At 55.7% G+C, this 24,464-nt stretch carries 27 protein-coding genes; 12 read left to right on the top strand and 15 right to left on the bottom strand.

All coding sequences use genetic code 11. The features are described 5' to 3' along the window. Positions 1–13 precede the first annotated feature (13 nt). From purB to MRBBS_RS11350, 6 genes are all read right to left on the bottom strand, one after another. On the bottom strand, positions 14–1,381 hold the full coding sequence (purB, locus tag MRBBS_RS11375) for an adenylosuccinate lyase (RefSeq protein WP_014871665.1): 1,368 nt from the start codon (positions 1,379–1,381) through the stop codon (positions 14–16). A 113-nt stretch (positions 1,382–1,494) separates the two neighbouring features. Further along, the gene (gene hflD / locus MRBBS_RS11370) at positions 1,495–2,121 is read right to left on the bottom strand and encodes a high frequency lysogenization protein HflD (protein WP_014871664.1); all 627 of its coding nucleotides are present in this window, start codon (positions 2,119–2,121) and stop codon (positions 1,495–1,497) included. After that, the gene (gene mnmA / locus MRBBS_RS11365; RefSeq protein WP_014871663.1) at positions 2,118–3,263 is read right to left on the bottom strand and encodes a tRNA 2-thiouridine(34) synthase MnmA; all 1,146 of its coding nucleotides are present in this window, start codon (positions 3,261–3,263) and stop codon (positions 2,118–2,120) included. The genes hflD and mnmA overlap by 4 nt, the downstream gene beginning before the upstream one ends. A 111-nt stretch (positions 3,264–3,374) precedes the next feature. Continuing rightward, complete coding sequence (locus MRBBS_RS11360) at positions 3,375–3,824, bottom strand: NUDIX hydrolase (RefSeq protein ID WP_014871662.1); 450 nt, start codon at positions 3,822–3,824, stop codon at positions 3,375–3,377. Continuing rightward, a complete protein-coding gene (locus tag MRBBS_RS11355) occupies positions 3,821–4,480 on the bottom strand; it encodes a pseudouridine synthase (RefSeq protein WP_014871661.1) in 660 nt (219 codons plus the stop codon). Before MRBBS_RS11355 ends, MRBBS_RS11360 begins: the two co-directional genes overlap by 4 nt. A gap of 106 nt (positions 4,481–4,586) precedes the next feature. Then, positions 4,587–4,820: a cold shock domain-containing protein gene (locus tag MRBBS_RS11350; RefSeq protein WP_014871660.1), complete on the bottom strand. Its 234-nt coding sequence runs from the start codon at positions 4,818–4,820 to the stop codon at positions 4,587–4,589. 256 nt (positions 4,821–5,076) lie between these two features. On the opposite strand from MRBBS_RS11350, the gene clpS reads away from it, so the two are divergent. The 4 genes from clpS to MRBBS_RS11330 all read left to right on the top strand — a co-directional run bounded on the left by clpS (position 5,077) and on the right by MRBBS_RS11330 (position 8,729). After that, positions 5,077–5,436: an ATP-dependent Clp protease adapter ClpS gene (clpS, locus tag MRBBS_RS11345; protein WP_041635265.1), complete on the top strand. Its 360-nt coding sequence runs from the start codon at positions 5,077–5,079 to the stop codon at positions 5,434–5,436. Between the two features lie 18 nt (positions 5,437–5,454). Next, positions 5,455–7,722, top strand: a complete 2,268-nt coding sequence (gene clpA / locus MRBBS_RS11340; RefSeq protein ID WP_014871658.1) for an ATP-dependent Clp protease ATP-binding subunit ClpA — start codon at positions 5,455–5,457, stop codon at positions 7,720–7,722. A 187-nt stretch (positions 7,723–7,909) separates the two neighbouring features. Then, entirely contained in the window at positions 7,910–8,185 is a 276-nt protein-coding gene (locus MRBBS_RS11335) for a PepSY domain-containing protein (RefSeq protein WP_014871657.1), read from the top strand. Further along, positions 8,178–8,729, top strand: coding sequence for a cytochrome b/b6 domain-containing protein (locus MRBBS_RS11330; RefSeq protein WP_014871656.1), 552 nt, complete (start codon positions 8,178–8,180; stop codon positions 8,727–8,729). Before MRBBS_RS11335 ends, MRBBS_RS11330 begins: the two co-directional genes overlap by 8 nt. A gap of 269 nt (positions 8,730–8,998) precedes the next feature. On the opposite strand, the gene infA is transcribed toward MRBBS_RS11330, so the two are convergent. The 8 genes from infA to MRBBS_RS11290 all read right to left on the bottom strand — a co-directional run bounded on the left by infA (position 8,999) and on the right by MRBBS_RS11290 (position 15,065). Continuing rightward, positions 8,999–9,217, bottom strand: a complete 219-nt coding sequence (gene infA, locus MRBBS_RS11325; protein ID WP_007350942.1) for a translation initiation factor IF-1 — start codon at positions 9,215–9,217, stop codon at positions 8,999–9,001. An 81-nt stretch (positions 9,218–9,298) separates the two neighbouring features. Then, positions 9,299–10,012: an arginyltransferase gene (locus tag MRBBS_RS11320; RefSeq protein WP_014871655.1), complete on the bottom strand. Its 714-nt coding sequence runs from the start codon at positions 10,010–10,012 to the stop codon at positions 9,299–9,301. Further along, positions 10,009–10,725, bottom strand: a complete 717-nt coding sequence (aat, locus tag MRBBS_RS11315; RefSeq protein WP_014871654.1) for a leucyl/phenylalanyl-tRNA--protein transferase — start codon at positions 10,723–10,725, stop codon at positions 10,009–10,011. The genes MRBBS_RS11320 and aat overlap by 4 nt, the downstream gene beginning before the upstream one ends. A 38-nt stretch (positions 10,726–10,763) precedes the next feature. Continuing rightward, on the bottom strand, positions 10,764–11,717 hold the full coding sequence (gene trxB / locus MRBBS_RS11310; protein ID WP_014871653.1) for a thioredoxin-disulfide reductase: 954 nt from the start codon (positions 11,715–11,717) through the stop codon (positions 10,764–10,766). Positions 11,718–11,931: 214 nt separating this feature from the next. Continuing rightward, positions 11,932–12,846: an AAA family ATPase gene (locus MRBBS_RS11305; protein ID WP_014871651.1), complete on the bottom strand. Its 915-nt coding sequence runs from the start codon at positions 12,844–12,846 to the stop codon at positions 11,932–11,934. Positions 12,847–12,927: 81 nt separating this feature from the next. Continuing rightward, complete coding sequence (locus MRBBS_RS11300; protein WP_014871650.1) at positions 12,928–13,980, bottom strand: agmatine/peptidylarginine deiminase; 1,053 nt, start codon at positions 13,978–13,980, stop codon at positions 12,928–12,930. A 103-nt stretch (positions 13,981–14,083) separates the two neighbouring features. Continuing rightward, the gene (locus tag MRBBS_RS11295; RefSeq protein ID WP_014871649.1) at positions 14,084–14,398 is read right to left on the bottom strand and encodes a hypothetical protein; all 315 of its coding nucleotides are present in this window, start codon (positions 14,396–14,398) and stop codon (positions 14,084–14,086) included. A 40-nt stretch (positions 14,399–14,438) separates the two neighbouring features. After that, a complete protein-coding gene (locus MRBBS_RS11290) occupies positions 14,439–15,065 on the bottom strand; it encodes a PilZ domain-containing protein (RefSeq protein ID WP_014871648.1) in 627 nt (208 codons plus the stop codon). A 119-nt stretch (positions 15,066–15,184) separates the two neighbouring features. On the opposite strand from MRBBS_RS11290, the gene MRBBS_RS11285 reads away from it, so the two are divergent. Then, positions 15,185–16,426, top strand: coding sequence for a lipoprotein-releasing ABC transporter permease subunit (locus tag MRBBS_RS11285; RefSeq protein WP_014871647.1), 1,242 nt, complete (start codon positions 15,185–15,187; stop codon positions 16,424–16,426). Positions 16,427–16,435: 9 nt separating this feature from the next. Beyond that, complete coding sequence (locus tag MRBBS_RS11280; RefSeq protein WP_014871646.1) at positions 16,436–17,152, top strand: ABC transporter ATP-binding protein; 717 nt, start codon at positions 16,436–16,438, stop codon at positions 17,150–17,152. On the opposite strand, the gene MRBBS_RS11275 is transcribed toward MRBBS_RS11280, so the two are convergent. Further along, the gene (locus tag MRBBS_RS11275) at positions 17,149–17,667 is read right to left on the bottom strand and encodes a DUF2062 domain-containing protein (RefSeq protein WP_041635264.1); all 519 of its coding nucleotides are present in this window, start codon (positions 17,665–17,667) and stop codon (positions 17,149–17,151) included. The two genes, MRBBS_RS11280 and MRBBS_RS11275, sit on opposite strands and share 4 nt — an antisense overlap. 79 nt (positions 17,668–17,746) lie before the next feature. On the opposite strand from MRBBS_RS11275, the gene MRBBS_RS11270 reads away from it, so the two are divergent. The 6 genes from MRBBS_RS11270 to MRBBS_RS11245 all read left to right on the top strand — a co-directional run bounded on the left by MRBBS_RS11270 (position 17,747) and on the right by MRBBS_RS11245 (position 24,462). After that, positions 17,747–20,242 carry a DNA internalization-related competence protein ComEC/Rec2 gene (locus tag MRBBS_RS11270; protein WP_014871644.1) on the top strand — a complete coding sequence of 832 codons (2,496 nt, stop codon included), beginning with the start codon at positions 17,747–17,749 and terminating at the stop codon, positions 20,240–20,242. Between the two features lie 68 nt (positions 20,243–20,310). Then, positions 20,311–20,937 carry a MotA/TolQ/ExbB proton channel family protein gene (locus tag MRBBS_RS11265; protein WP_014871643.1) on the top strand — a complete coding sequence of 209 codons (627 nt, stop codon included), beginning with the start codon at positions 20,311–20,313 and terminating at the stop codon, positions 20,935–20,937. 5 nt (positions 20,938–20,942) lie between these two features. Further along, positions 20,943–21,368: an ExbD/TolR family protein gene (locus MRBBS_RS11260; protein WP_014871642.1), complete on the top strand. Its 426-nt coding sequence runs from the start codon at positions 20,943–20,945 to the stop codon at positions 21,366–21,368. Positions 21,369–21,439: 71 nt separating this feature from the next. Then, positions 21,440–23,179: a lipid A export permease/ATP-binding protein MsbA gene (msbA, locus tag MRBBS_RS11255; RefSeq protein ID WP_187290807.1), complete on the top strand. Its 1,740-nt coding sequence runs from the start codon at positions 21,440–21,442 to the stop codon at positions 23,177–23,179. Positions 23,180–23,195: 16 nt separating this feature from the next. Then, positions 23,196–24,281 (top strand): tetraacyldisaccharide 4'-kinase, encoded by a 1,086-nt coding sequence (lpxK, locus tag MRBBS_RS11250; protein WP_014871640.1) that lies wholly within the window; start codon positions 23,196–23,198, stop codon positions 24,279–24,281. Next, on the top strand, positions 24,274–24,462 hold the full coding sequence (locus tag MRBBS_RS11245) for a Trm112 family protein (RefSeq protein ID WP_014871639.1): 189 nt from the start codon (positions 24,274–24,276) through the stop codon (positions 24,460–24,462). Before lpxK ends, MRBBS_RS11245 begins: the two co-directional genes overlap by 8 nt. Positions 24,463–24,464 lie beyond the last annotated feature (2 nt).

Here is a 24,464-nt window from a genome sequence, read left to right as displayed (position 1 = left end):
GTTACTCCGGTGTTCAGATGTTGCGGGCTTGGTTTATGGCGTTGCCAATGTAGCTGCCGGGTGTCATCGCCATGAGTTCGGCCTTAGCCTGTTCGGGAATGTCCAGGCTGCTGACAAAGCTTTGGATAACCTCGGCGCTCATGGCTTTGCCGCGGGTTAAGGCTTTTAGCTTTTCGTATGGCTTTTCAATATTGTAACGGCGCATCACGGTTTGAATCGGTTCCGCTAAAACTTCCCAAGCCTGGTTTAGGTCGGCGTCTAGGCGCGCTGCGTTCAGTTCCAACTTGCTCAGGCCTTTGAGGGTAGATTCATAGGCGATAAGGCTGTGGGCAAACCCCACTCCCAGGTTGCGCAGCACGGTAGAGTCGGTCAGATCACGCTGCCAGCGCGAGATTGGCAGCTTGGCTGACAAATGGTTTAGCAAGGCGTTCGCAATGCCCAGGTTGCCTTCGGAGTTTTCGAAGTCAATGGGGTTAACTTTGTGCGGCATGGTGGACGAACCGACTTCGCCTTCGACTGTTTTCTGCGTGAAATAGCCCAGCGAAATATAACCCCAGATATCGCGGTCCAAATCGATCAAAATGGTGTTGAAGCGGGCAACCGCGTCGTACAGTTCGGCGATGTAATCGTGAGGTTCAATCTGGGTGGTGTAGGGGTTGAAATTCAGCCCCAGGCCTTCAATAAACGTTTCGGCGGTTGCGGCCCAGTCGATGTCCGGATAAGCGGATAGGTGAGCGTTATAATTGCCCACGGCGCCGTTGATTTTACCCAGCAACTCCACGTTTTGGATCTGCGCCAGCTGGCGCCGCAGGCGGTGTACCGCGTTGGCCAGCTCTTTACCCACGGTAGTGGGCGACGCGGTTTGGCCGTGTGTGCGCGACAGCATGGGCTGGGCAGCGTGGTCGTGTGCCAGCTTGGCTATCTGGTCTATGACTTTTGTCATCACCGGCAGCATGCCGATGTCCAGGCCTTCGCGCAGCATCAACGCGTGGGACAGGTTGTTGATGTCTTCTGAGGTGCAGGCAAAGTGAACAAATTCGGTGACCGCGTGAAGTTCGGCGTTGTCAGCGATTTTTTCTTTAATAAAGTATTCCACCGCTTTTACATCGTGATTGGTGGTGCGTTCAATATCTTTTATGCGCTGGGCATCGGTCACACTGAATTTACTCACCAAGGTGTTCAGGGCGGCGTCTGCTTCAGTAGAAAATACCGGAACTTCATGAATTTGCGGATGAGCAGCCAGTTTTTGCAGCCAGCGGATTTCGACGGTTACGCGGTTTCTGATCAGGCCATATTCACTGAAAATATCGCGGAAAACGCTAACTTTGCTGCCGTAGCGTCCGTCCACTGGGGAAATGGCGGTCAGGGCGGTGAGTTCCATCGAAAACCTCTCAAAAATGTTTGAAGCGGGGGCGGTAAAAGTCAGGACGATATAATACACCAGCGGCCGGTCGGAATCAGCTCAGCAGGCTGGCGAATTAGGCAAACCGGGCACTATCCGTTTTTCAGCAATTCGCGGGCGTGGGCAATCACGTTTTTGCGGGTAAAGATAAGTTGCCAGCGGCGCCCGCCGGTCTGCCGCCAGAGCACTGCCGAGCGAATGCCGGCCAACAGCAACGCCCGTATTTTAGCGGCGTTTTCTTCCTGCTGCAGAATAGCCGGCGTGCCGCCGACTTGAATGCGCTGGCGGTAGGTGCTGATGGTGTCGGCATACACTGACGCCAGATTGCTAATCAGATTGCTGTGTATATAACCGAAATGACTGGCAGTGTGCCGTGCCTGCTCAATCCGGCTGCCCAGCACCGACATCATGTCTTTACTGCGATTGAGTTTGGACTCCAGTTGGAGCAGGTTGAGCACGTAGCGCAGTGTTTCGATGTCGGTGGGCTTGCGTTGCTCGCCGAGCACGCGAACCATCGTATTTAGCCCCAGGCTCAAGTCGCGCAGTTCTCCGCCGTACACATCCAACGTGGTGGCCGGGTCAGTGGCGAACAGTGAACGTAGGCAGGTTTCCAGGTCGGTTGCGTCGCAAACACCGTCATGGGCAATCTGGGTAACCAGATTCGCAGCCTGAAAAACGCCGGCCAGGGCCAGGGTTTGGTCGTGAAGTGTGCGGCTCATAACGGCACTCCGTCAGTTGGTTCAGCGGTCAGGCGCGCTGGCAGTGGTTCGCCATCGCGCCAAGTGTGTTCAATGACGCCGCCGCCCAAGCAAATCTCGCCGTCGTAAAATACCACCGATTGACCAGGCGTCACTGCGCGCTGGGCGTCATCGAACACCACTTTTACGCCACCGTCGATGGCTGTTACCTCGCACAGTTGATCAGGCTGGCGATAGCGGGTTTTGGCCATGCAGCGGAACTTTGCGCTCGGAGCCTCAGCGGCAACCCAATCGACGGGGCCAGAGACCAGGCCGCGGGAAAACAGCAGTGGGTGGTTTTTACCCTGAGCTGCAATCAACACGTTACGTGCCAGGTCTTTTTCCGCTACGTACCAGGGTTCATCGCTGTAACCGTTCAATCCGCCAATACCAAGGCCTTGGCGCTGGCCAATGGTGTGGTACATCAGGCCCTGATGGCGGCCAACAATGTCGCCTTCCGGTGTTTCAATGGTGCCGGGCTGGGCCGGCAGGTACTGCTTCAGGAAGTCAGTGAACTTGCGCTCGCCAATAAAGCAGATGCCGGTAGAATCTTTTTTATCGTGGGTAACAAACCCTTGCGCTTCGGCAATGCGGCGTACCTCTGGCTTCTCAAGTTCGCCTACCGGGAACAGAGTGCGGGCGATGCGATCGCCGGATACCGCGTGCAGGAAATAGCTTTGATCTTTGTTGCCGTCGAGACCTTTGAGTAGCTGAACCTTGCCGGAACCGTCATCAAGCGGGCATTGGCGAGTGTAGTGCCCGGTGGCAATGTAATCGGCGCCCAGTGTTATCGCGTAATCCAGAAAAGCGCGAAATTTCACTTCCTTGTTGCACAGAATGTCTGGATTTGGGGTGCGGCCGGCTTTGTATTCGCTGAGAAAATGCTCGAATACCCGGTCCCAGTATTCCGCCGCAAAGCTGGCGGTATGCAGCTTTATACCGATGTGGTCGGCCACCGCCTGAGCGTCGGCCAGGTCGGTCATGGCGGTGCAATATTCGGTGCCGTCGTCTTCATCCCAGTTCTTCATGAACAGGCCTTCTACCTGATAACCCTGTTCTTTTAGCAGCCAGGCGGCAACGGAGGAGTCGACACCGCCGGACATGCCGACGATAACGCAGCTCATGTTTGAGCTAGTGCCAGGGACGGTACCCGGGGTGGTATTTGCGGCTGTATGGAACTCGGTCATAACGGCTCTGTGTCAGTAAAAGCGGAGTATTTTATCAGCTTGCGGTCGTCACGTCTGTGGGTCGTGAATCAGATCCAGCGGCAGACGCCGGCCACTTTGAAAATCTTCTATACACTGAAGTACCAGCGGGCTGCGCAGCTTGTCACCCAGGCCGGCTATGTGTTCCGGTGTGAGCCAGTGAGCGGCGATAATGTCGCTATCAAGCTGCTCTGACACTTTGCGCACTGCGCGGGCGCTGTAACAGAAGCGGTAGTAGGTAACGCCGTTGGTCGGCGCTTTGTAAACGTAAATGCCCAGTAGATACTCTGGTTCTACCTCCCAGCCGGTTTCTTCCAGGGTTTCCCGGCGCACCGCATCGAGCAAGGTTTCGTTTTCTTCAATGTGCCCGGCAGGCTGGTTGAACACAATTTTGCCGTCGCTGGACTCTTCAACCATTAACAGGCGGCCTTGGTCATCTTCAACAATGGCGGCGACGGTTGCGTGGGGCGTCCAAGTCATGACAATGTTTGACTCCGGTGAGGGCGGTGGCCGCGGTTTGCTTTTGGTGATGGACGGCTGCCAGTGGGTTTGCGACGCGGCGCTGGGGTCGCGGTCATGTTTAGGGTCGTTGAGCTATACTGACCGGGTTCTAGTAAGCCAAGGCTCCAGTCACCAATGCGATAGCGGATCAGCCGCAGTGTCGGAAAACCCAGCGCCGCGGTCATCCGCCTTACCTGGCGATTACGGCCTTCACAGATGGTCAGCTCCAGCCAGCTAGTGGGAATGTTCTGGCGGAAGCGCACAGGGGGGTTGCGTAGCCAAATGACAGGTTCTTCCATGGCCCGAGCAAGGGCTGGGCGCGTCAGGCCGTCTTTTAGCGGTACACCTTGCTCCAGCTGGCGCAGAGATTGAGGGTTCATTGTGCCTTCAACCTGGACCCAGTAGGTTTTTTCCATCTTACCCTGGGGCGAGGCTATGCGATGCTGTAGCGGGCCGTCTGAGGTCAGTAATAGCAGGCCTTCGGAATCGTAATCAAGGCGGCCGGCAGGGTATATGCCGGGCTGGTTGATCCAGTCGGCCAGGGTAGCTCTCCGGGGCTTGTCGCCAGGTTGCCGTTCATCTGTAAACTGGCTGAGTACCTGAAACGGCTTGTTGAACAGGATTAATTCGGACATAGGTAGTCTGTGTTGCTGTTAGGGCTAGCCGCAGAGACTACCCCAGATACAGTATTTCGCAACCGCCAGTAGCCGTGGATCCACAGAAATTTGGCTGGTTTATCGTTCAGCCAGACGGGACACTGTGATTTGGTTGCAGCAGCGGCATGATGTTGATGGCGTGAACACCGTCATCCACCGGCTTTTTCTCGAAACTGACCGCCTGTCCGGCTTTCAGAGTTTTATAGCCATCCATTTGAATGGCCGAAAAATGAGCAAAAAGGTCGTCATTGTAGCCGTCTTCAATGATAAAACCGTAACCCTTAGCGTTGTTGAACCATTTTACTTTGCCGCTGGGCATGTTGAACTCCCCTGTACCTGAGCTGTCACATGATTATTATTGTTGAATTCTGGAGTTGAGCAACATTTTTTTTACATCGCTATGAACTTTGGTTCAATACTGAGTTGCAGTCAACTGCTCGCCGTAGAGGTTTTGAGTGGTTGAAGGCAGTCCGGAACCGGTATCATGTGCGTACCTATATAAAAGAAGGCCTGCTTGAAAAAGCGGTGACCCACACCCACATTACTAGTAGGCACCGGTAACTTCGGAAAGAATGATGCGAATGATTGAAAATTCTCAACTAATATGGAATCAGGGAGACGAACGTGAGCCAGGTCGTCATGACCAGGTCAGCGTGGCGCCGGAAAAGCCAGCCCTGAAGCGGCCTGCGCAGTTCAGGGTGATTCTTTTAAACGACGACTACACTCCTATGGATTTTGTGGTGGAAGTGTTAACGACTTTCTTCGGAATGAATGAAGAAAAGGCAACACAGGTAATGCTTCTCGTCCATACGCAAGGCAAAGCCGTATGTGGTGTGTATTCCCGGGATATCGCAGAAACCAAAGCAGCCCAGGTGAATCACCATTCGTCAGAATGTGATCACCCGCTGTTGTGCGAAATTGAACGTGCAGATTGATAGCTGTTGGAGTAGCCCATGCTGAGCAAAGATCTTGAACTTACATTGAATTCGGCCTTCAAGAATGCCCGTGACAAGCGTCACGAATTCATGACAGTTGAGCATTTACTGTTGGCCCTTTTGGACAACGATTCGGCGGTGGGAGTTCTGAAAGCGTGTGGCGCAGAGTTGGGCCCGCTGGAACAGGAACTGCGTGAATTTGTTGATTCCACAACGCCACTCATTCCGGATTCTGACGGCGATCGCGAAACCCAGCCAACCCTGGGCTTTCAGCGCGTGCTGCAGCGTGCGGTTTTCCACGTACAGTCTTCCGGCAAAAAAGAGGTAACCGGCGCCAACGTCCTGGTGGCGATCTTTAGCGAGCAGGAAAGCCAAGCGGTTTATCTGCTGAAAAAGCAGAATGTAGCGCGTATTGATGTGGTCAATTTTGTGTCTCACGGCATTTCCCGAGTGCAAGGTGCCGAGGATCAAGAAGGCCGCGAGGCTGCTCAGGAAGAGAACGGCGAAGAAGCCGCGCAATCTACACCGTTGGACAATTACACCACCAACTTGAATGAGCAAGCGCGCCAAGGCCGTATTGATCCGCTGATCGGGCGTGAGCACGAAGTGGAGCGTGTGGTGCAGATTCTGGTGCGTCGCCGCAAAAACAATCCATTGTTGGTCGGTGAAGCCGGCGTTGGTAAAACCGCCATCGCTGAAGGTCTGGCCAAGCGCATTGTCGATTCCCAGGTGCCGCAAGTGATCGCCAATGCAGTGGTCTATTCGCTCGACTTGGGAGCGCTGCTGGCGGGTACCAAGTACCGCGGTGATTTTGAAAAGCGTCTGAAAGGTCTGCTGTCGGATCTGAAAAAGCAGGAACACGCTATTTTATTTATCGATGAGATTCACACCATTATTGGCGCCGGTTCGGCATCCGGTGGCGTGATGGACGCGTCGAATCTACTCAAACCGATGCTCGGCTCGGGTGAGCTGCGTTGCATTGGCTCGACCACCTATCAAGAATTTCGCGGTATATTCGAGAAAGATGCCGCTCTGGCTCGCAGGTTCCAGAAAATTGATGTCAACGAACCCAGTGTCGAAGACACGTATCTGATCCTGAAAGGTCTGAAGCCGAATTTTGAGAAACATCACGATTTAACCTACACCGATCAGGCCCTGCGGGTGGCTGCTGAACTGTCTGAACGCTACATCAATGACAGGCATCTGCCTGACAAGGCCATAGACGTGATCGACGAAGCGGGTGCCCATCAGCGCTTGATGAGTGAAGACAAACGCAAGAAAGTGATCGATGTCGCAGAAATTGAGGAAGTCGTGGCCAATATTGCACGTATTCCACCCAAGAGCGTGTCCACCAGTGACAAAGACCTGCTGCGGACGATGGAGCGGGATCTTAAAATGGTGGTGTTCGGGCAAGACCCGGCCATCGAATCCCTGTCTACGGCCATTAAGCTGGCTCGCGCCGGGCTGAAATCACCGGAAAAACCGGAAGGTGCGTTCCTGTTTGCCGGCCCCACCGGTGTGGGTAAAACCGAAGTCACCAAGCAGTTGGCCAAGGTGTTGGGTATCGAGCTGGTGCGGTTTGATATGTCTGAGTATATGGAGCGCCATACTGTGTCGCGCCTGATTGGTGCACCGCCGGGCTATGTCGGTTTTGACCAAGGTGGTCTGCTAACCGAATCGGTGAACAAGCATCCGCACTGCGTTCTGCTGCTGGATGAGATTGAGAAGGCTCATCCAGAGGTGTTTAACCTGCTGCTGCAGGTAATGGACCACGGCACGCTGACGGACAACAACGGTCGTAAAGCCGACTTCCGCCATGTAATCCTGGTGATGACTACTAACGCCGGTGCCGAAAGCATGGCCCGTCGTTCCATGGGCTTCAGTGAGCAAAACCACCGCAGCGATGGCATGGAAATCATCAGCAAGACCTTCACGCCGGAATTCCGCAACCGTTTGGATGGCATCATTCAGTTCGCGGATCTGGAGCGCCAGACCATCACTCACGTGGTGGATAAGTTCCTCACCGAACTGCAGGCGCAGCTGGACGACAAGCACGTGGTATTGCACGTAGACGAGCCTTCAAAGCTGTGGTTAGCCGACAAAGGCTACGACGTGTCCATGGGTGCAAGGCCGATGTCGAGGCTGATTCAGGACAAGATCAAGCGGCCACTGGCTGAGCAGATCCTGTTTGGTCGATTGGCTGAGAAGGGTGGTGAAGTGTTTGTGCGTCTCGAAAACGACGAACTGGTGTTCGAATACGAATCGGAACCCGCAGAAGCGGTTTAACCTGTCTGCTCAGTCTGGTCCGGTTTGACCAGGCTGAGCAGAAGTCATTTTGATATTTCCCCTCCTCCCTTTCTTACTGCATTAATTGGTCTTCGATTTCGAGCGTTAAGGTTCCTGTCAGGTTGGCGTGTTTTGATGCATGTTATGCCAAGCCGGCATATCACCTGAACACGACAAGGAAATCTGCATGAAGATTCGTTATATTGCCGTCGCTACCGCCGCTCTGTTGTTCACCGGGGCCGCTGTCGCCGGCCCGCAATGCACGGACGCCCCGCAGTCCGAATGGATGTCTCAGGACACCATGAAGCAGAACCTCGACGATCAAGGTTACACGATCAAAAAGTTCAAGGTGACCAGTGGTAACTGCTATGAGATCTACGGCATGGATAAGGGCGGCGTTAAGGTCGAGATCTATTTCAACCCGGTTAACGGTGAGGTGATCAAGGAAGAACGCGATGACTGATACTCTGAAAGCGAGCACTGTGAGCCAGGGTGGCCGCGTCAAGGTATGGGACCCGGCGGTGCGAATCTTTCATTGGGGTCTGGTGGCGGCGTTTTGTGTGGCTTATTTCACCGCCGACGACTACCGGAATATCCACGAGTGGTCGGGCTATGTGGTGGTGGGGTTGATAGCTTGCCGTTTGGTTTGGGGCGTGCTCGGCTGTCGTTATGCGCGCTTTAGTGATTTTGTACCGAGGCCTAGGCGTCTGATTGATTATGTACGTCTTGCGCTAAAGGGGCAGGAGCCGCGTTACCTCGGTCATAATCCGGCAGCGGCGATAATGATCCTGTTTTTGTTGTTGGCGAACGGTGTGATTGGCTTTAGCGGCTGGCTGCTTACCACCGATTGGGGTTGGGGCAGCGGGGTGCTCGAAGAAGTGCACGAGATATCGGTAAACATGACTCTTATCGCAATTGCACTGCACGTGAGTGCGGCGATCTATGAGAGCTTTCACCACCAGGAAAACCTTATCCGCTCAATGTTTACAGGCTACAAACGGCGCTAGCCGGCTACGACAATCAGCGATTTTCCAGAACAAACTGAATCATAGACAGTGTATGCGGAGCACGCTGTGTCTATGAAACTTAACAGCAGACATGTAAAACCCATCCAAATAGATGGCCCTTGGTAGAATAATAGAACACGGCTGTACGCTATCTTCGAAAATTGTAAAAAGAAGAGCTCGCTAAGGCGAGCTCTTCTTTTATGACATTTAAAGATACGCGGGTTACGACGATACTATTTACAAAAAGCTGGCGGCTTGTTCGCTAGACATTAACGCGCGCGGTAAACTATGCGGCCTTTGCTTAGGTCGTATGGCGTCAGTTCCACTTTGACTTTATCGCCGGTCAGGATGCGGATGTAGTTCTTGCGCATCTTTCCGGAGATGTGTGCGGTCACAACGTGGCCGTTGCTCAGCTCTACACGGAACATGGTGTTTGGTAGCGTATCAATAATAACGCCTTCCATTTCAATGACATCTGTCTTCGCCATTCAGTAAAAACCTCGTTTTGGAATACTTTCCGTAATTTTAAATTGCGCAATTCTGCCTTATTTTGAGCCGTTTAGCAAAAGTCAGTTGCTACCGAGTGCTTGCCAGCGGTTATCCGTGAACTGCTCGATGGGTTTAAAGTTGCTTTTGTAGTTCATTTTGCGACATTTCAGAATCCAGTACCCCAGATACACATGGCTGAGCTGCTGGCGCCGGGCCTCTTCAATTTGCCAGAGTACCGCGAAGGTGCCCAGGCTGCGATAATCCAGGTCTGGTTCGAACACGGTATAAATGGCCGATAGGCCGTCGTCCAGACGGTCAACCGCCGCCAACCCGATAAGCTCACCGTGCAGGGTCATTTCCAGAAACCAGGAATCGGTCTGGCCTTCCACCAGAAACGCCATGAACTGCTCTCGTGATGGTGGGTACATGTCGCCGTCTTTGTGGCGCAGTTCGATGTAGCGGGCGTAAAGCCGGTATCGTTGTTCCGAATAGGCGGCCGGCACCAGCGCGCAGGCCAGATCAGCATTCTTCTTCCACACCCGGCGTTGGTTACGGTCGGGGCTAAACTCCGCGACGGGTACCCTGACGGGAATGCAAGCCTGGCAGTTTTCACAGTGGGGGCGATAATAGTGCGAGCCGCTGCGGCGAAAGCCAAGCGCTGTCAGCTCGCTGTAAAGCGTGCGATTAATTTCTGTTTTAGGATCTACAAACATGGTGGTGGACTGGCGACCTGGCAGATAGCTGCAGTCGTGAGCGGGTGTTGCGAAGAACACCAGTGCTCTCAAATTGCTCATTCACCCTCCGGGCTCGGCCAGCGCCATTGAAGCTGCCAGTCTGCCACTGCCGGTGATTGTTTTGTATAGCGGCCGAGCATGGCCAGAAACTCCGTTCGCGGTATGGTTTGTGCGCCCATGCTCAACAGATGATCGCTGGCTACCTGACAGTCAATAATCCGGTATCCCCACTGCCGCAGCTGGTTGGCAAGGTGCACCATTAATACCTTGGACGCGTTGGTTTCCAGCGAGAACATAGACTCGCCAAAAAAACAGCTGCCCAGCGCTACGCCGTACATGCCGCCCGCCAATTCGCCGTGCGGGTTCCAGACTTCAATAGAGTGGGCAATGCCCTCCCTGTGCAGCTTGTTGTAGGCCTGAAGCATGTTTTCGGTAATCCAGGTTCCCTCAGCACGGGTAGATCCACACAGGCGCATAATCCGGCTGAAGGCTTGGTCTGCGGTTACCGAGAAATAGTCTTTGTTGAGGCTGCGGCGCAGGCTGCGGGAAATGTGGATATTTTCCGGAAAAATGACGCATCGCGGATCGGGTGACCACCAAAGTATGGGCTGGTCGTCGCTGTACCAGGGAAAAATACCGTTTTCATAGGCCAGCACCAGGCGCTTGCTGCTCAAATCGCCGCCGGCAGCCAACAGGCCGTCGGGTTCCTCCAGCGCGCTCTCGGGCGAGGGGAACCACAGCGCATGTTCAGGTAACCAGGGCAAAGACGTCATAGTGTGTTCGCTTTTCAGCTCAACGTTGTGGCTTCAGTTTAGCTTTGTTGGTCCAGATAGCGCTCGGCGTCCAGCGCTGCCATACAACCAAAACCGGACGACGTCACTGCTTGGCGATACACGTGATCGGCAACATCACCGGCGGCAAACACGCCGGGCACGGTTGTTTGGGTCGCCATTCCGTCCAAGCCGGAGCGGATGTGCAGGTAGCCGTTTGTCATTTCAAGCTGGCCTTCGAACAGGCTGGTGTTGGGTTTATGGCCAATGGCGATAAACACACCGGAAAGCTCCATGTCCTGCTTGGAGTCGTCTTTCATGCTGCGGATGCGCATACCGGTTACGCCGGTGCCGTCACCCAGCACTTCGTCCAGGGTGTGATCCCAAATGATTCGCACATTGCCGTTGGCGGCTTTTTCAAACAATTTGTCCTGCAGAATTTTCTCTGCACGCAGGCTGTCGCGGCGGTGCACCAGCGTCACTTCGGCCGCAATGTTGGACAGGTACAGGGCTTCTTCTACGGCGGTGTTGCCGCCGCCGATAACCGCTACCTTTTGGTTGCGATAAAAAAAGCCGTCACAGGTTGCACAGGCCGACACGCCCTGGCCTTTGAATTTCTCTTCCGACTCAAGCCCCAGGTACATGGCCGAGGCGCCGGTAGAAATGATCAGTGCATCGCAGGTGTGCTCGCCGCTGTCACCCTTGAGGCGAAACGGACGCTGGTTCAAATCGACTTCGTTAACCGTGTCGTAAATGATCTTCGTTTCAAAACGTTCCGCATGTTTCAACATCCGTTGCATTAATTCTGGCCCTTGCACGCCGTCGTTGTCACCGGGCCAGTTGTCGACGTCTGTGGTTGTGGTCAGCTGGCCACCCACTTCAATACCGGTGATCAATGTTGGCTTCAGGTTGGCGCGGGCCGCGTAAACGGCAGCGGTATAGCCGGCAGGGCCGGAGCCTAGAATAATCAGGCGGGAATGTGTGCTGGTGCTCATGCTGTTCTCACTTAATACGAGTGTGGTCACTGTGCCCGCAGCTCGTTATGGCGGCGGCACGGATTTTAAAGAGTTTAAGATGTTTAGAAAGTTTGAAAAGTTCAATAGGAAGGTACGAAGGCTATCATGAATAGCCGGTACGCTTGCCAGTTGTTTTGGCCAATTCTGCTGATACGCCTGCTCTATGGGTTCAGCCGCCAGGCAGCCAACAGACTCAGTCGCCAAGCACCGATACGCCAGCCAGCAAGCGTTGCACCCGCTCCTGGCTTTTGCCGCTTTCGCCCTGTTCCAGGCGATGCTCTGCCACCGCCGCAAACACCGCTTGTACGTCGTCTGGCAGCACGTGATCTCGGCCCTGCATCAGCGCCCAGGCTTTCGCTGCGCGCAGCAGGCCCAGACCGGCGCGCGGAGACAGGCCGTAAAGCAGGCCCGGAATGTTACGGCTTGCTTCCAGCAAGCGCTGTACGTAGTCGAGCAGCGCGGGGCTGGTGCTGACCTGCAGCACCGTTTGTTGAATGCGCGTTAATTGCTCTTCAGCTAACAGGGTGGGTAGGCGCTGGGTCATGCTGCGGCGGTCTTCGCCCTCCAGTAATTGGCGTTCTGCCCGGGAATCAGGGTAGCCCAGATGCAGGCGCATCAGAAACCGGTCAAGCTGACTTTCTGGCAGCGCAAACGTGCCACCTTGCTCGATGGGGTTTTGGGTGGCAATCACAAAAAACGGTTGGGGAAGGGGCCGGGTTTCGCCCTCAATCGACACCTGCCGTTCTTCCATTGCTTCCAACAGAGCGCTTTGGGTTCGCGGCGATGCGCGATTTATTTCGTCGGCTAGAATCAACTGGGCAAAAATCGGCCCCGGATGAAAAACAAGACTGCCGGCAGCCTTGTCGTAAATCGAATAGCCCAACACGTCTGCCGGCAACAAATCGTTGGTAAATTGGATGCGTTGATAGCGCAGGCCCATTATGTGTGCCAGAGCGTGGGCAAGTGTGGTTTTACCCATGCCAGGAATGTCTTCAATCAGCAGATGTCCGCCTGCGAACAGGCTGCAAAGCGCCAGGCGCACCTGATGGTCTTTGCCCAGCAGAATGCCATTGAGTTGGTCGACGATCTGATTTATCGCTTTGTCCATAGTCTGATCAATCTCCTGCCCATCTGAAATGTCTGAGTACAAGGCAACACGCCGGCTGCCGGGGAAAGAGCAGGTGCGGCGCTATTCGGTCGCAACGCCCGCAGGCAATTGCATTGTTACGCAGTGCAGGCTGCCGCCTTGCCGCAGCAACGGGCGACAGGGTATGGCGATTATTTCACGGTCTGGGAACAAATTCTGCACTGTGGCGATCGCTGCGGTATCTTGGGGTACATCGTATACTGGCAGTAATACCGCGCCGTTGATGATCAGAAAGTTGGCGTAAGTGGCCGGCAGGCGCCGGCCTTTTTCATCATGGATAGCGTCTGGCCAGGGCAGGGCCGTCAGACGGTAAGGCTCACCGTTGGCTTGACGGAATTCGCGCAGGCCCTCTGCCATGGCGCTAAGAGCGCCATAGTGCTCGTCGCTTTCATCAGGGCAGGCGACATAACAAATGTGGTCGGGTGCGCAAAACCGCGCCAGAGTGTCTATATGGCTGTCAGTATCGTCGCCGGCCAGGTAACCGTGATTCAGCCAGAGCACCCGGCGAATGCCCAGTAACTGGCCAAAAAGTCTCTCCATGGCGCTGCGGCTGTAGTCGGGATTGCGGTTGGGGGTTAGCAGGCATTGGCTGGTGGTCAGCAGAGTGCCTTCGCCATCGGTGTCGATGGCGCCGCCCTCCAGAATGAATTCGACGCTTTTCAGTGTGCTGCCGTCAAACGCACCGGCCGTGAGCAGCTTGTTGCTCAGGGCGTTGTCTTTGCCCCACGGAAACTTATTGCCCCAGGCGTTAAAACTGAAATCGACCAGCCTGGAGTCGCGGTAAGTGAGCACTGTTAAAGGACCGTGGTCGCGCGCCCAGCTGTGGTCTGACGGCGCAACCAGGACCCGTGCGCGGAATGCCACGCCAGCGGTTTCTACATAATGGTTTAGTTGTTCCTGCAGTTGCTGCGCCTGCTCTGGGTCTTCGCAGCTGATCAATACCGCTTCGAAGCGCAAAACCGCGCGCGCAATCGCCATAAATACCGGCTCTGTCTGTGCCAGATGGCTGGCCCAGGCGGTGTTCTGATGGGGCCAGGTCAGCATCACCGCACTCTGCGGCGCCCACTCTGCGGGCAATAACGGCTTCGATTTCACTGGGCCAGTACCTTTTCCCTATTGAAAAAAAACCAGTCTAACGGACAGGCGCCGACACGTCAGGATCTACTGGCAAAACTTTGCGGCCTTTTCTGTATCTGTGTCAGGGCGTGCGCTTTACAACCGCGCGAATAACCCGCTCGCTCTCAAAATACACCACAAAAGCCGGGTAGTGCCACTGGCTGATGGGCGGCTGGCCTACCGGGCCGCGGGTAGACTCGGGTGAGCCCCAGCGCACGCGCACGTGTTCGGCTTTCATACCGGTCTGTGGCAGTGATATGGCATCGCGGTTGCCCTGTTGGCCGAGCGGAATGAACAGCTCCTGAGTGCTGGCAGGCATCACCGACAAGGTCGTCGCCAGAGCGGCAGACAACAGGCCGGCTCGCAACAATGGGCGCCAAAAGCGATGGGTCTTCATGGTCAGGGTGACTCCGGAGGAGAAATGGATAAAACGTAATTTAGTTTGCGCTTTGGACATTTGCCCCGACAGTTTCGGTGTTTGGTTGCTGGCGCTGGCGAATTTGCCAGCGCATGATGTGGCGCGCCAGCTGTTGGCGATCACTGTCTTCTAAACGCACAAAGCGGGTGTGAATCCATGTGCCGTCGCGGTCTTCGGTGTTAACGCCTACGACTTCGCCAATGGCCCGGGGCTGAAACAGTTCCGGCGGCAGAGTCAGGCGCATGGCAATATGGTCACCCACCTGCAAACTTTCATCGTTGCTAAAAAAGGCAACACCACCCTCGCTGAGCGTGGCTTGGTGCCAATGCTCTGGTTGCAACGGATTTTGCTCAAAGGCCATAATACGCGCCAGAATATCCAGCTTGGAGTTAAACGCTTTTAACAGGCTTTGCAATGCCCGGTCGCGCTCGCTTAAGCCGGCAAGTTGGGTTCTGATGTCTTGGTCAAGGCGTTTGAATTCTGCCTGTAAGCTGGTGAACGGGGTATTTTCGAAGGCGCTGAAATCGTCTTGGGTACTGGGAGGTAGTTTGTGCACCTCCAACCCAATCCGATCGTTTATTCTGAAGTAATTCCGCCGTTCGCGTTGTTTCTTCGCATTGGCGCTGTCATCGTTGCGCTGGGTCATTGGGACTCCGATACGGATGTTCGTTTGTAGGGTGAAGTTTAGCAGTTCCCGGCGCGGCATTAACACGACTGGGTTCAATCAATCACGAATTAGTCGCAGCCAGCAGCAGGCAAGGCTTTATGTTTAAACCTTTATCATTTTATATCGGCTTGCGCTATATCGCTGCCAAACGCCGTAATCACTTTATCTCGTTTATTTCACTTACCTCTATGATCGGCTTGATGCTGGGCGTTGCGGTGCTGATTATTGTGCTGTCAGTCATGAACGGTTTCGATCGCGAGCTGAAGCAGCGAATTCTGGGAATGGTGCCCCACGCTATTATCGAGGGTTCCGGCACGATTGAAAACTGGGAAGCGGTAGACGCAGCCGTCGAGAAACACCCGCGAGTGTTGGCTGCGGCCCCATTTATTAAGGGCCAGGGCATGGTCACCGGCGGCGGAGCGGTGCGCGGCGTGCTGTTGAACGGCATTTTGCCAGACCAGGAGCGAACCGTATCGATTATTGAAGACCACATGGAACAGGGCAGCCTGGACGATCTGAAGTCGGGCGAGTTCGGCATTATTATTGGGCGCTTTTTGGCGTCCAGCCTGCGCCTGCAGTTGGGTGATAAAATAACCGTGGTGCTGCCTGAAGCGTCGGTAACGCCGGCTGGCGTATTGCCGCGATTGAAACGTTTTACTGTCAAAGGCGTGTTTAGCGTGGGCGCTGAGTTAGACGGCAGCTACACGCTGATACACATGGACGACGCCGCCAAGCTGATGCGCACAGACGGCAAAGCCCAAGGCATCCGTTTGCTGGTCGATGACCTCTTCGCCGCACCGCGGGTAGCCGAGCAAGCGGCGCAACTGCTTTCAGGGCGCTATTACATATCCGATTGGACCCGCACCCACGGCAACCTGTTCCAGGCCATACGAATGGAAAAAACCATGATTGGTCTGTTGCTGATGTTCATTGTGGCGGTGGCGGCATTCAATATTGTGTCCACTCTTGTCATGGTGGTCACCGACAAAACCGCAGACATTGCCATTTTACGCACCATGGGCGCGACACCCGCGCGCATCATGCGCATTTTCATGGTGCAGGGCGCGGTTATCGGCATTTTCGGAACGCTGGTGGGCACGGTGCTAGGCATTCTGGGTGCACTCAATATCAGCGCGTTCATCAGCTGGCTGGAGGTCGCACTGGGCCATCAGTTCCTCAGTGCCGACGTGTATTTCATCAGTTACTTGCCGTCCCAGTTGCTATGGGAAGACGTCATGATCATCAGCGGTAGTGGTTTGGCCATGAGCCTGCTGGCCACCATTTACCCGGCCTGGCGTGCGTCTCGTATCGACCCGGCAGACGCGCTTAGATATGAATAGAGCCAACCTATGAGCAAAAGCATAAAAGACGTAACGACCAACACCGCGAACTGGGTTATTGATTGCAATCAAGTGACCCGTACCTATAACCAGGGCCCGGAAAAGCTGACGATTTTTTCCGACATCTCGCTGCAAGTCACCGCCGGTGAAACCATCGCCATTGTCGGTAGCAGCGGCTCCGGAAAAACCACGCTGCTGAATTTGCTAGGCGGGCTAGACCGACCGTCAACGGGCGATATCAAAATTTGCGGTCAGGAAATTTACAAGCTGTCGGAAGCCGCGCGGGCACGCTTTCGCAACAAGCATCTTGGGTTTGTGTACCAGTTTCACCATTTGCTGCCGGAGTTCTCCGCGCTTGAAAACGTGATGATGCCGTGCGTGCTGGGTGATATCAGCGTGGCGGCAGCGCGTAAGAAGGCCGCTTTTCTGCTGAACAGTGTGGGCTTGGGCGCACGCCTGGCGCACAAGCCGGGCGAGCTGTCTGGCGGTGAGCGTCAGCGCGTGGCCATAGCCCGGGCCCTGGTGAACGAGCCCGACTGTGTTTTGATGGACGAACCCACCGGTAATCTTGATGAGCACACCGGTGCCGGTGTGCGCGCGCTGATCGAATCGCTGCGCGATCAATTTGGTATGGCGTTTGTGATGGTCACTCACGATATGTCGATGGCGAGAAGTCTGGGGCGGGTGATGCGGCTGGAGCAGGGGCGTTTGGTACACGAGGGTTAGTGGCGGCGTTGCCCCCGGCGCAGACGCCAGTTGGCGCGAACTCTTCTGCGCCATAACAACTGAATGATCAAATAAGCGAAGCAGGCAGACACCGTAGCCACAACCAGCGAGCCCAGGTAAAGCGGTATGCCAATATCCAGCAGGCGTTCGCTGATCCATCCCAGTGACGGCGAGAATTCAAAATCCAGTAGTGGCCTGCTCAGCATCCAGGCCCCCAGTTTGTAGTTGAAGTAGAAAATCGGGGGCATGGTAACCGGGTTGCTGATCCACACCAGCACCACCGCCAGCGGCAGGTTGGCGTTGAACCAGATCGCGAACAGCGCCGATGCAAGCATCTGGAAAGGCATCGGAATAAAGCAGAACCACACGCCTATCAGAAACGCACGGGCCACACTGTGGCGGTTGATATGCCACAGATTGGGTTCCTGTACGATGTCGCCCAGAAAATTCAGCGATTTCATTTGCCTCACCTTTTCCGGAGACGGCAAATAGCGTTTCATGAACCTCTTTGGCATAAGAAGTTGTTCTGCCTATAGACGTTTAAACGACCGGTGTTAGGGACAACGCCGGTGCAATAACTCAGGAGGACAAGGAATGTCCGGCGATTTTTTCAGTGGCGGCTCAAACCGCCCGCTGTCTCGCAACCCGCGAGGCTTTATGGTCGGGCCTTTGCTAATCGCGTTCTGTTGCGGCGTTATCTTACTGTATCGGTTGTCGGTGTTGCCAGCGTGGCAATGGTTGTTTGCGGCGATGGCAGGTTGCAGCGTGCTGGCGTTGTTGCTCCCTCAGCGCTGGGGTCGCACGGCGTTTATTCTGTTTGCGGCGTTGCTAGCGGGCACCGCCTGGGCTTCATGGCACTCCAGTCAGCGCCTGCATGAGCGCCTGCCGGCGGCATGGGAAAAGGTGCCGCTGGAGGTGTCCGGTTATGTTTGTAGTCTTCCCGCTCGGGGCAGTTTTGACAGTTTAAAGTTCGATTTCTGCCTAGTGGAAAACGCTTACCAGCATAACGCGCAAGCGCCACTGCCGGCGCACGCTTTACCCTCCCGCTTGCGTCTGGCCTGGTACGGCGACCATCCGGACCAGTTACCCGGTCACACCCTGACTATAACGGTTGTGCTTAAACGCCCCCACGGTGGCTTGAACCTGACCGGTTTTCGCTATGAAGACTGGCTGTTCCGTCACGGTTACCGCGCCACCGGAAGTGTGCGCTCGGTCGTGTCAGATGCCAGTATTGAATGCGGCCTGCACTGCCGTTACCGCTACCAGCACCGCCGCCTGCTGGACTGGGTGACGGCGAAGTTTGGCGAAGCCAGGCACTTTCCGTTGTTGGCGTCTTTGCTGATTGGCTATCGCGGCGCCATGACCCCCGCCCACTGGGACACTCTGAAAGCCACCGGCACCATTCACTTGGTGGCGATTTCGGGCTTGCATCTGGGCCTGGTGGCTTTGGGCATCGGAGGTGTGGCGCGCCGGTGTGCAGTGCGAGTACCCGAATCCATTTTGTCTGAACGTGCCAGGCGGCGCCTGATGTTTGGCGTAGTGATGATTGGCTGCCTGGCCTACGCGTTGATGTCCGGCTTTACGGTGCCCACCCGGCGCGCGCTACTAATGATCGCTGTGCTGGGCTGGGCGCTGCTGCAAGGCTGGCATATATCGCCCTGGCGCAGCCTGCTGCTGGCGCTGACAGTGGTGTTGATTGCTGATCCATTTTCGCCGCTGGACGCCGGCTTCTGGCTGTCGTTTTGTGCGGTGGCGGTGTTGATACTGGTGTTCTCCGGGCGCCTTGGCATGGTTCAGGGCGTGCTCGCGCTGGTGCTGGCGCAGACTGCCATGTTCGCCGGATTATGGCCAGGGCTACTGTTAATGGGCCAGAACCAGCCGCTGGCGGGGTTTGTGGCCAATCTTTTTGCCATTCCGTGGGTGTCGATGGTGGTTATGCCGCTGCTGTTGTGCGGCGCTTTGCTAGTGGCGCTTGTACCCGCCAGTAGCGTGTGGGTGACGCTGCTTCTGGACACCGTATTGGGGGTTTTATGGCAAGGATTGCAGTGGCTGGGGGGCTGGGGCAGCCCGACAATTCAGCTGGGTGTTGCCGCTGCCATCGGGTTGGCGGCGGTTGTACTGTTGGCTTTGTGGTATCCGCAACGGGGCTTTCGCCTGACGCTGGTGTTGTCACTGGGGCTTTGGTCAATGTCGCACGGGTGGCTTCAGGTGCCGGTTGGTAATCGCCTCGTACCTCTGCCACAGGTGATTGTATGGGATGTTGGCCAGGGCCTTTCGGTTCTGGTACGCCATCAGCAGCAAGCATTGCTGTATGACACTGGCCCATCCATTCCCGGTGTGTTCTCGGCGGTAGAGTCGGTGATACTGCCCAACCTGCGGGCGTTGGGGGTGCAGCGCCTGGATACGCTGGTGGTGAGCCATGCCGATGGCGACCACAGCGGTGGCCTGGAGCAGCTTGTTACCGAATTGCCGCCAGCGCGCTTGATCGGCGGTGAAGCGGCTGAAACAGCCGATCGCCTGGCGCAGGCCGGGCTGGTCAGAAACGTGACAGACTGCGGGCGGCAAACTCTGATGTTGGGGCGACTGGAACTGAATTTCTGGCGCTCAGATCGCGCCAAAGAGGGTAACGGTGCTTCCTGCGTCCTGCGCATTCGTGACCCGGACTCGGCGACCGAGTGGCTACTAACCGGTGATATTACCGTCAGGGAAGAAGCCGAATACTTGAGTTATTTTAACGATCAACCGGTGCAAAAGGCGCGTAATGCCATTACCCGGGTGTTGTTGGCGCCCCACCATGGCAGTAAAAGCTCGTCTTCTGACGCTCTGGTTCAGGCTCTTTCGCCCGATACTGTCATCTACACCGCTGGCTACCGCCATCGCTACGGCCACCCACACCCGCAGGTAACCCGCCGTTATCAATTAGAGGGTAGCCATCAAATCAACACTGCCTGCGCCGGAGCGGTGGTTATGGCGGTAAAATCTGCTGGGTTGGTTATCCGCCAGATGCAGCAAAACGCGCCGTTCTGGATCAGTGGCCCTGGTCTTGCACGGGCGCAGTGTCTCGAACGGTTGCACAACATCACACAATAGTCGCTATGCTAAAAATGCCGACAGCTATGCTAAAGTAGCCCGGCTTGTAATTGACCAGGAGACCGAGCGTGTTCGAGCTTTTAAAAGCCGGTGGCATTTTGATGGTGCCCATACTGTTTTGTTCTGTGTTGGCATTGGCCATCATCCTTGAACGTTTCTGGAGCCTGCGTGACAGCCGGATCGCGCCGCCAGAAGCACTGAACGAGCTGTGGCGTTGGATCAAGAAAAAAGAGCTGAACGGCAGGCGTCTGAAAACCTTGCAAGCGTCGTCACCCATGGGGCGTGTGCTTGCCAGCGGTTTGCTGAACGCCAAGCACGGCCGTGAGGTAATGAAAGAAAGCATCGAGCACGAAGCCAGCCAGGTGGTTCACCAGCTCGAGCGGTTTCTGAACCCACTGGGCACCGTTGCAACCATAACGCCGTTGCTGGGCCTTCTGGGCACGGTCATTGGCATGATCAAAGTGTTTGCGGAAATTCAGTTAGCCGGTGTCGGCAATGCTGGCAATCTGGCTGGCGGTATTTCCGAGGCCCTTATAACAACAGCCTCTGGCCTCAGTGTGGCCATTCCAGCGTTGATTGCCCATCGCTATTTTATCCGCCGGGTAGATGCCCTGGTGGTCAACATGGAGCAAGAGGCCATCAAGCTGGTGGAAGTGGTACACGGCGACCGCGAAATTGACGTAGAAGGAGCCTGAACCCAGTGAAGTTCAAGCGCCAGCGCAGCCAGCATGTGGCTATGGACCTGACACCGCTGATCGACGTGGTGTTTTTGTTGTTGATTTTTTTTATGGTATCGACAACGTTCACCCGGGAAAGCCATCTTCAGGTGGAATTGCCGCAAGCCAGCGGTAATCCGGCGCCGCCGGCAGAAGCGGAACAGATTGATGTGGTGATTAGCGCCGATGGCCAATACCTGCTGAATGACAAACCGCTGGTGAACAACCGCCGCGAAACCCTGGAGCGAGGCATTCGGGAGTTGGCCAACACAGACACATCATTGCCGTTCATTATTACCGCCGATGCCCGAACTCCCCACGAGTTTGTGGTGCGGGCGATGGATGCGGCCGGTCGCCTGGGTTTCGCGAAACTCAGCATTACCACCGAACGTGAGGCCCAACCCCAGTGAGTGCAGCAAGTTCACCAGGCCCGACAATCCCCAAAATCTCCTCAGGCCCAGAGTCTGAAGGCCCGAGTAAGATTCCAGAGGGCAGTTGGCACACCTACAAGCGCCTTTTACGCTATGTGAAACCGTTTTGGATAGCGTTTACCCTGGCGATAATCGGCAACGTTATCTACGCCGCGGCGTCGACCGGCATGGCGGCGGCCATGGAATACGTCATCAAGGCCATTGAAAATCCGACCGATCAGAATCGGCTGATTTTAACTCTGCTGATTGTTGGGGTGTTTGCGTTTCGCGGCCTAGGCACCTTCATGAGCCAATATTTCATCAGTTACGTGGGTCGTAACGTCATCAATGCCCTGCGCACCGATGTCTTTGACCGCATGCTAACCTTGCCGTCGCGCTACTTTGATGACAACGCGGCCGGCCGATTGGTGTCGAAGCTGACCTTTAACGTGGAGCAAGTGGCTGAAGCCGCAACCGACGCTATCACCATTACCTTTCGCGAAGGCCTTACCATTGTTGGGCTGCTGGGCTACATGCTGTATACCAACTGGAAACTCACGCTGGTCTTTCTGGCGGTCGGGCCGCTGATCGGAGCGGTGGTCAGCTACGCCAGCAAGCGCTTCCGTAAAATCAGCAAACGCATTCAGGGCTCCATGGGCGACATTACCCACGTTGCGTCGGAATCGATCAGTGGTTATCGGGTGGTGCGCACCTTTGGCGGTGAAGACTTTGAACGCAAGCGTTTTCAGAAGGTCAGCGAAAGCAATCTGAAGCAAAGCTTGAAGATGTCATCTACCCAGGCCATCAGTGTGCCTGTGATTCAGGTTCTGGTAGCAATTGCGATTGCGGCGCTGGTGTGGACCATGTTGTCGCCGACGATTCGCGGCGAAATGAGCACCGGTCAACTGGTTGCCTTTATTACTGCAGCAACAACGATGGCCAAGCCTATTCGCCAAGTGACTTCCGTGCATTCGAAAATCCAGAAGGGTCTTGCGGCAGCCTACGATGTGTTTGAAACCCTGGACGAACGCCCGGAGCCGGATTCCGGCATCTTTGCCCCGCAGCGGGTTAAAGGCGACATAGAATTTCGTGACGTGGGCTTCAGCTATCGCGACCAGCTTGACAAGGTGTTGAACAATATTTCGCTGACGGTTCCGGCGGGGCAGAGCGTTGCTCTGGTTGGTCGCAGTGGCAGTGGCAAATCTACGCTGGTGAGCCTGTTGCCGCGGTTTTACGATTACACCGACGGCGAAATCCGTATTGATGGCCACTTGCTGGAAGACTTCACGTTGCAGGCGCTGCGCGCGCAGATTGCCCTGGTTACCCAGAGCGTGGTGCTGTTTAACGATACAATTGCAGCGAACATTGCCTACGGCGCGCTGCGCGATTGCAGCCCCGAGGCCATCCGTGACGCCGCCGACAAAGCGCACGCTCTGGAATTTATTGACCGCATGCCCGAGGGCCTGAATACCATGATTGGCGACAATGGCGTTATGCTTTCCGGGGGCCAGCGCCAGCGCTTGGCCATTGCTCGGGCGCTGCTGAAAGACGCCCCCATTCTGATTCTGGACGAAGCTACATCGGCGCTGGATACCGAATCTGAGCGCTACATCCAGAACGCTATGGAAACGGTGATGAAAGGCCGTACCACCTTGGTGATTGCTCACCGCCTGTCAACCATTGAAAACGCCGATTGCATACTGGTGATGGACAATGGCCGCATAGTGGAATCCGGCCGCCACCAGGAGTTGCTGGACCAGGGCGGCGCCTACGCCCAACTGCATCAGATGCAGTTTAGCGAGCACGCATGACCAGCGGTAAGCGGGTATGAGTTCGCTAGTAGACCGGTTGTGGTATAGCCAAAATCGCCCGCTGAGATTTCTGGCGCCACTGGCCTGGCTATACCGGCGCATTGCGTCATTGCGCAGGCGCAAAGCGTTGAAAGATCGGGCCCCGGCGTTAACGGCTCCGGTGGTGGTGGTGGGTAATATTACAGCCGGTGGCACCGGTAAATCGCCGCTTACGGCCTGGCTGGTAACGCAATTGCGCAACGCAGGCTGGCATCCGGTCATTCTTAGCCGCGGTTACGGTGGCAAGTCCAGGCAATATCCACTTTTTGTGAATGCTGATAGCAACGCCAGTATCGCCGGTGATGAACCCGTTATGCTGGCACGGGCCACTGGCTGCCCGGTGGTGGTAGATCCGCAACGGCTGCGTGCAGCGCACTACGCCATTGATCAGAGATTGGGCGATGTTCTGGTGTGCGACGACGGTCTTCAGCACTACGCTCTGCCCCGTGATATAGAACTGGCCGTATTCGACGCCAGCCGCGGCTTGGGCAATGGCGCTAGCATACCTGTGGGGCCGCTGCGGGAGCCGGCAGAACGGCTAAAATCGGTCGATTATATTATTCTTAATGGCTCTACCGGAGCGCACGTTCGCCGCCACAGCCAATTTGCCGGCGTGCAACATAAGGCAATCTACACCATGAATCTTAGCCCGATGCATCTTCTGCACCTGGCCAGCGGTGCGCAGGTGCCGCTGACAAAGCTGGCGGGACAAAAGCTGCTGGCAGTGGCGGGTATCGGGAATCCGGCGCGATTTTTTGCCACTCTCAGCGCCCTGGGCGCAGAGGTAAGGCCGCGGGCTTTTGCCGACCATCACCGTTTTAAACCGGGTGACCTGAAAACCGACGCTGGTGAATGGCTGGTGATGACCGCGAAAGATGCGGTGAAGTGCCAGGATTTTGCACCCGACAACGGTTACGCTCTGATGATTGAAGCCCAGTTGCCCGCCGAATTTGGCCGTCGGCTGCTGACCCAGTTGGCCGGTTGGCGCCAGCTGCACCCGAATAAAAGCGGCCCGCTGGCGGCTGCTTCCGTTGCAACAGAACGAGACCACCATCATGGATAAAAAACTGCTGGCACTGCTGGCGTGCCCGGTATGTAAAGGCGAGCTGAAGCTCAACGATAAAAAAACCGAGCTGTTGTGCTATCTGGACGCCATGGCGTTTCCCTTGCGCGAAGGTATTCCGGTGATGCTGGCCACCGAAGCTCGCACCCTAAGCACCGATGAGCGCCTGCACAAAAGCTGAGC

The organism is Marinobacter sp. BSs20148 (assembly GCF_000283275.1).
GTDB classification, from domain to species: Bacteria; Pseudomonadota; Gammaproteobacteria; order Pseudomonadales; family Oleiphilaceae; genus Marinobacter; species Marinobacter psychrophilus.
The sequence above is the reverse complement of the archived record's forward strand: the minus strand, read 5'-3'. Positions and strand labels throughout refer to the sequence as shown.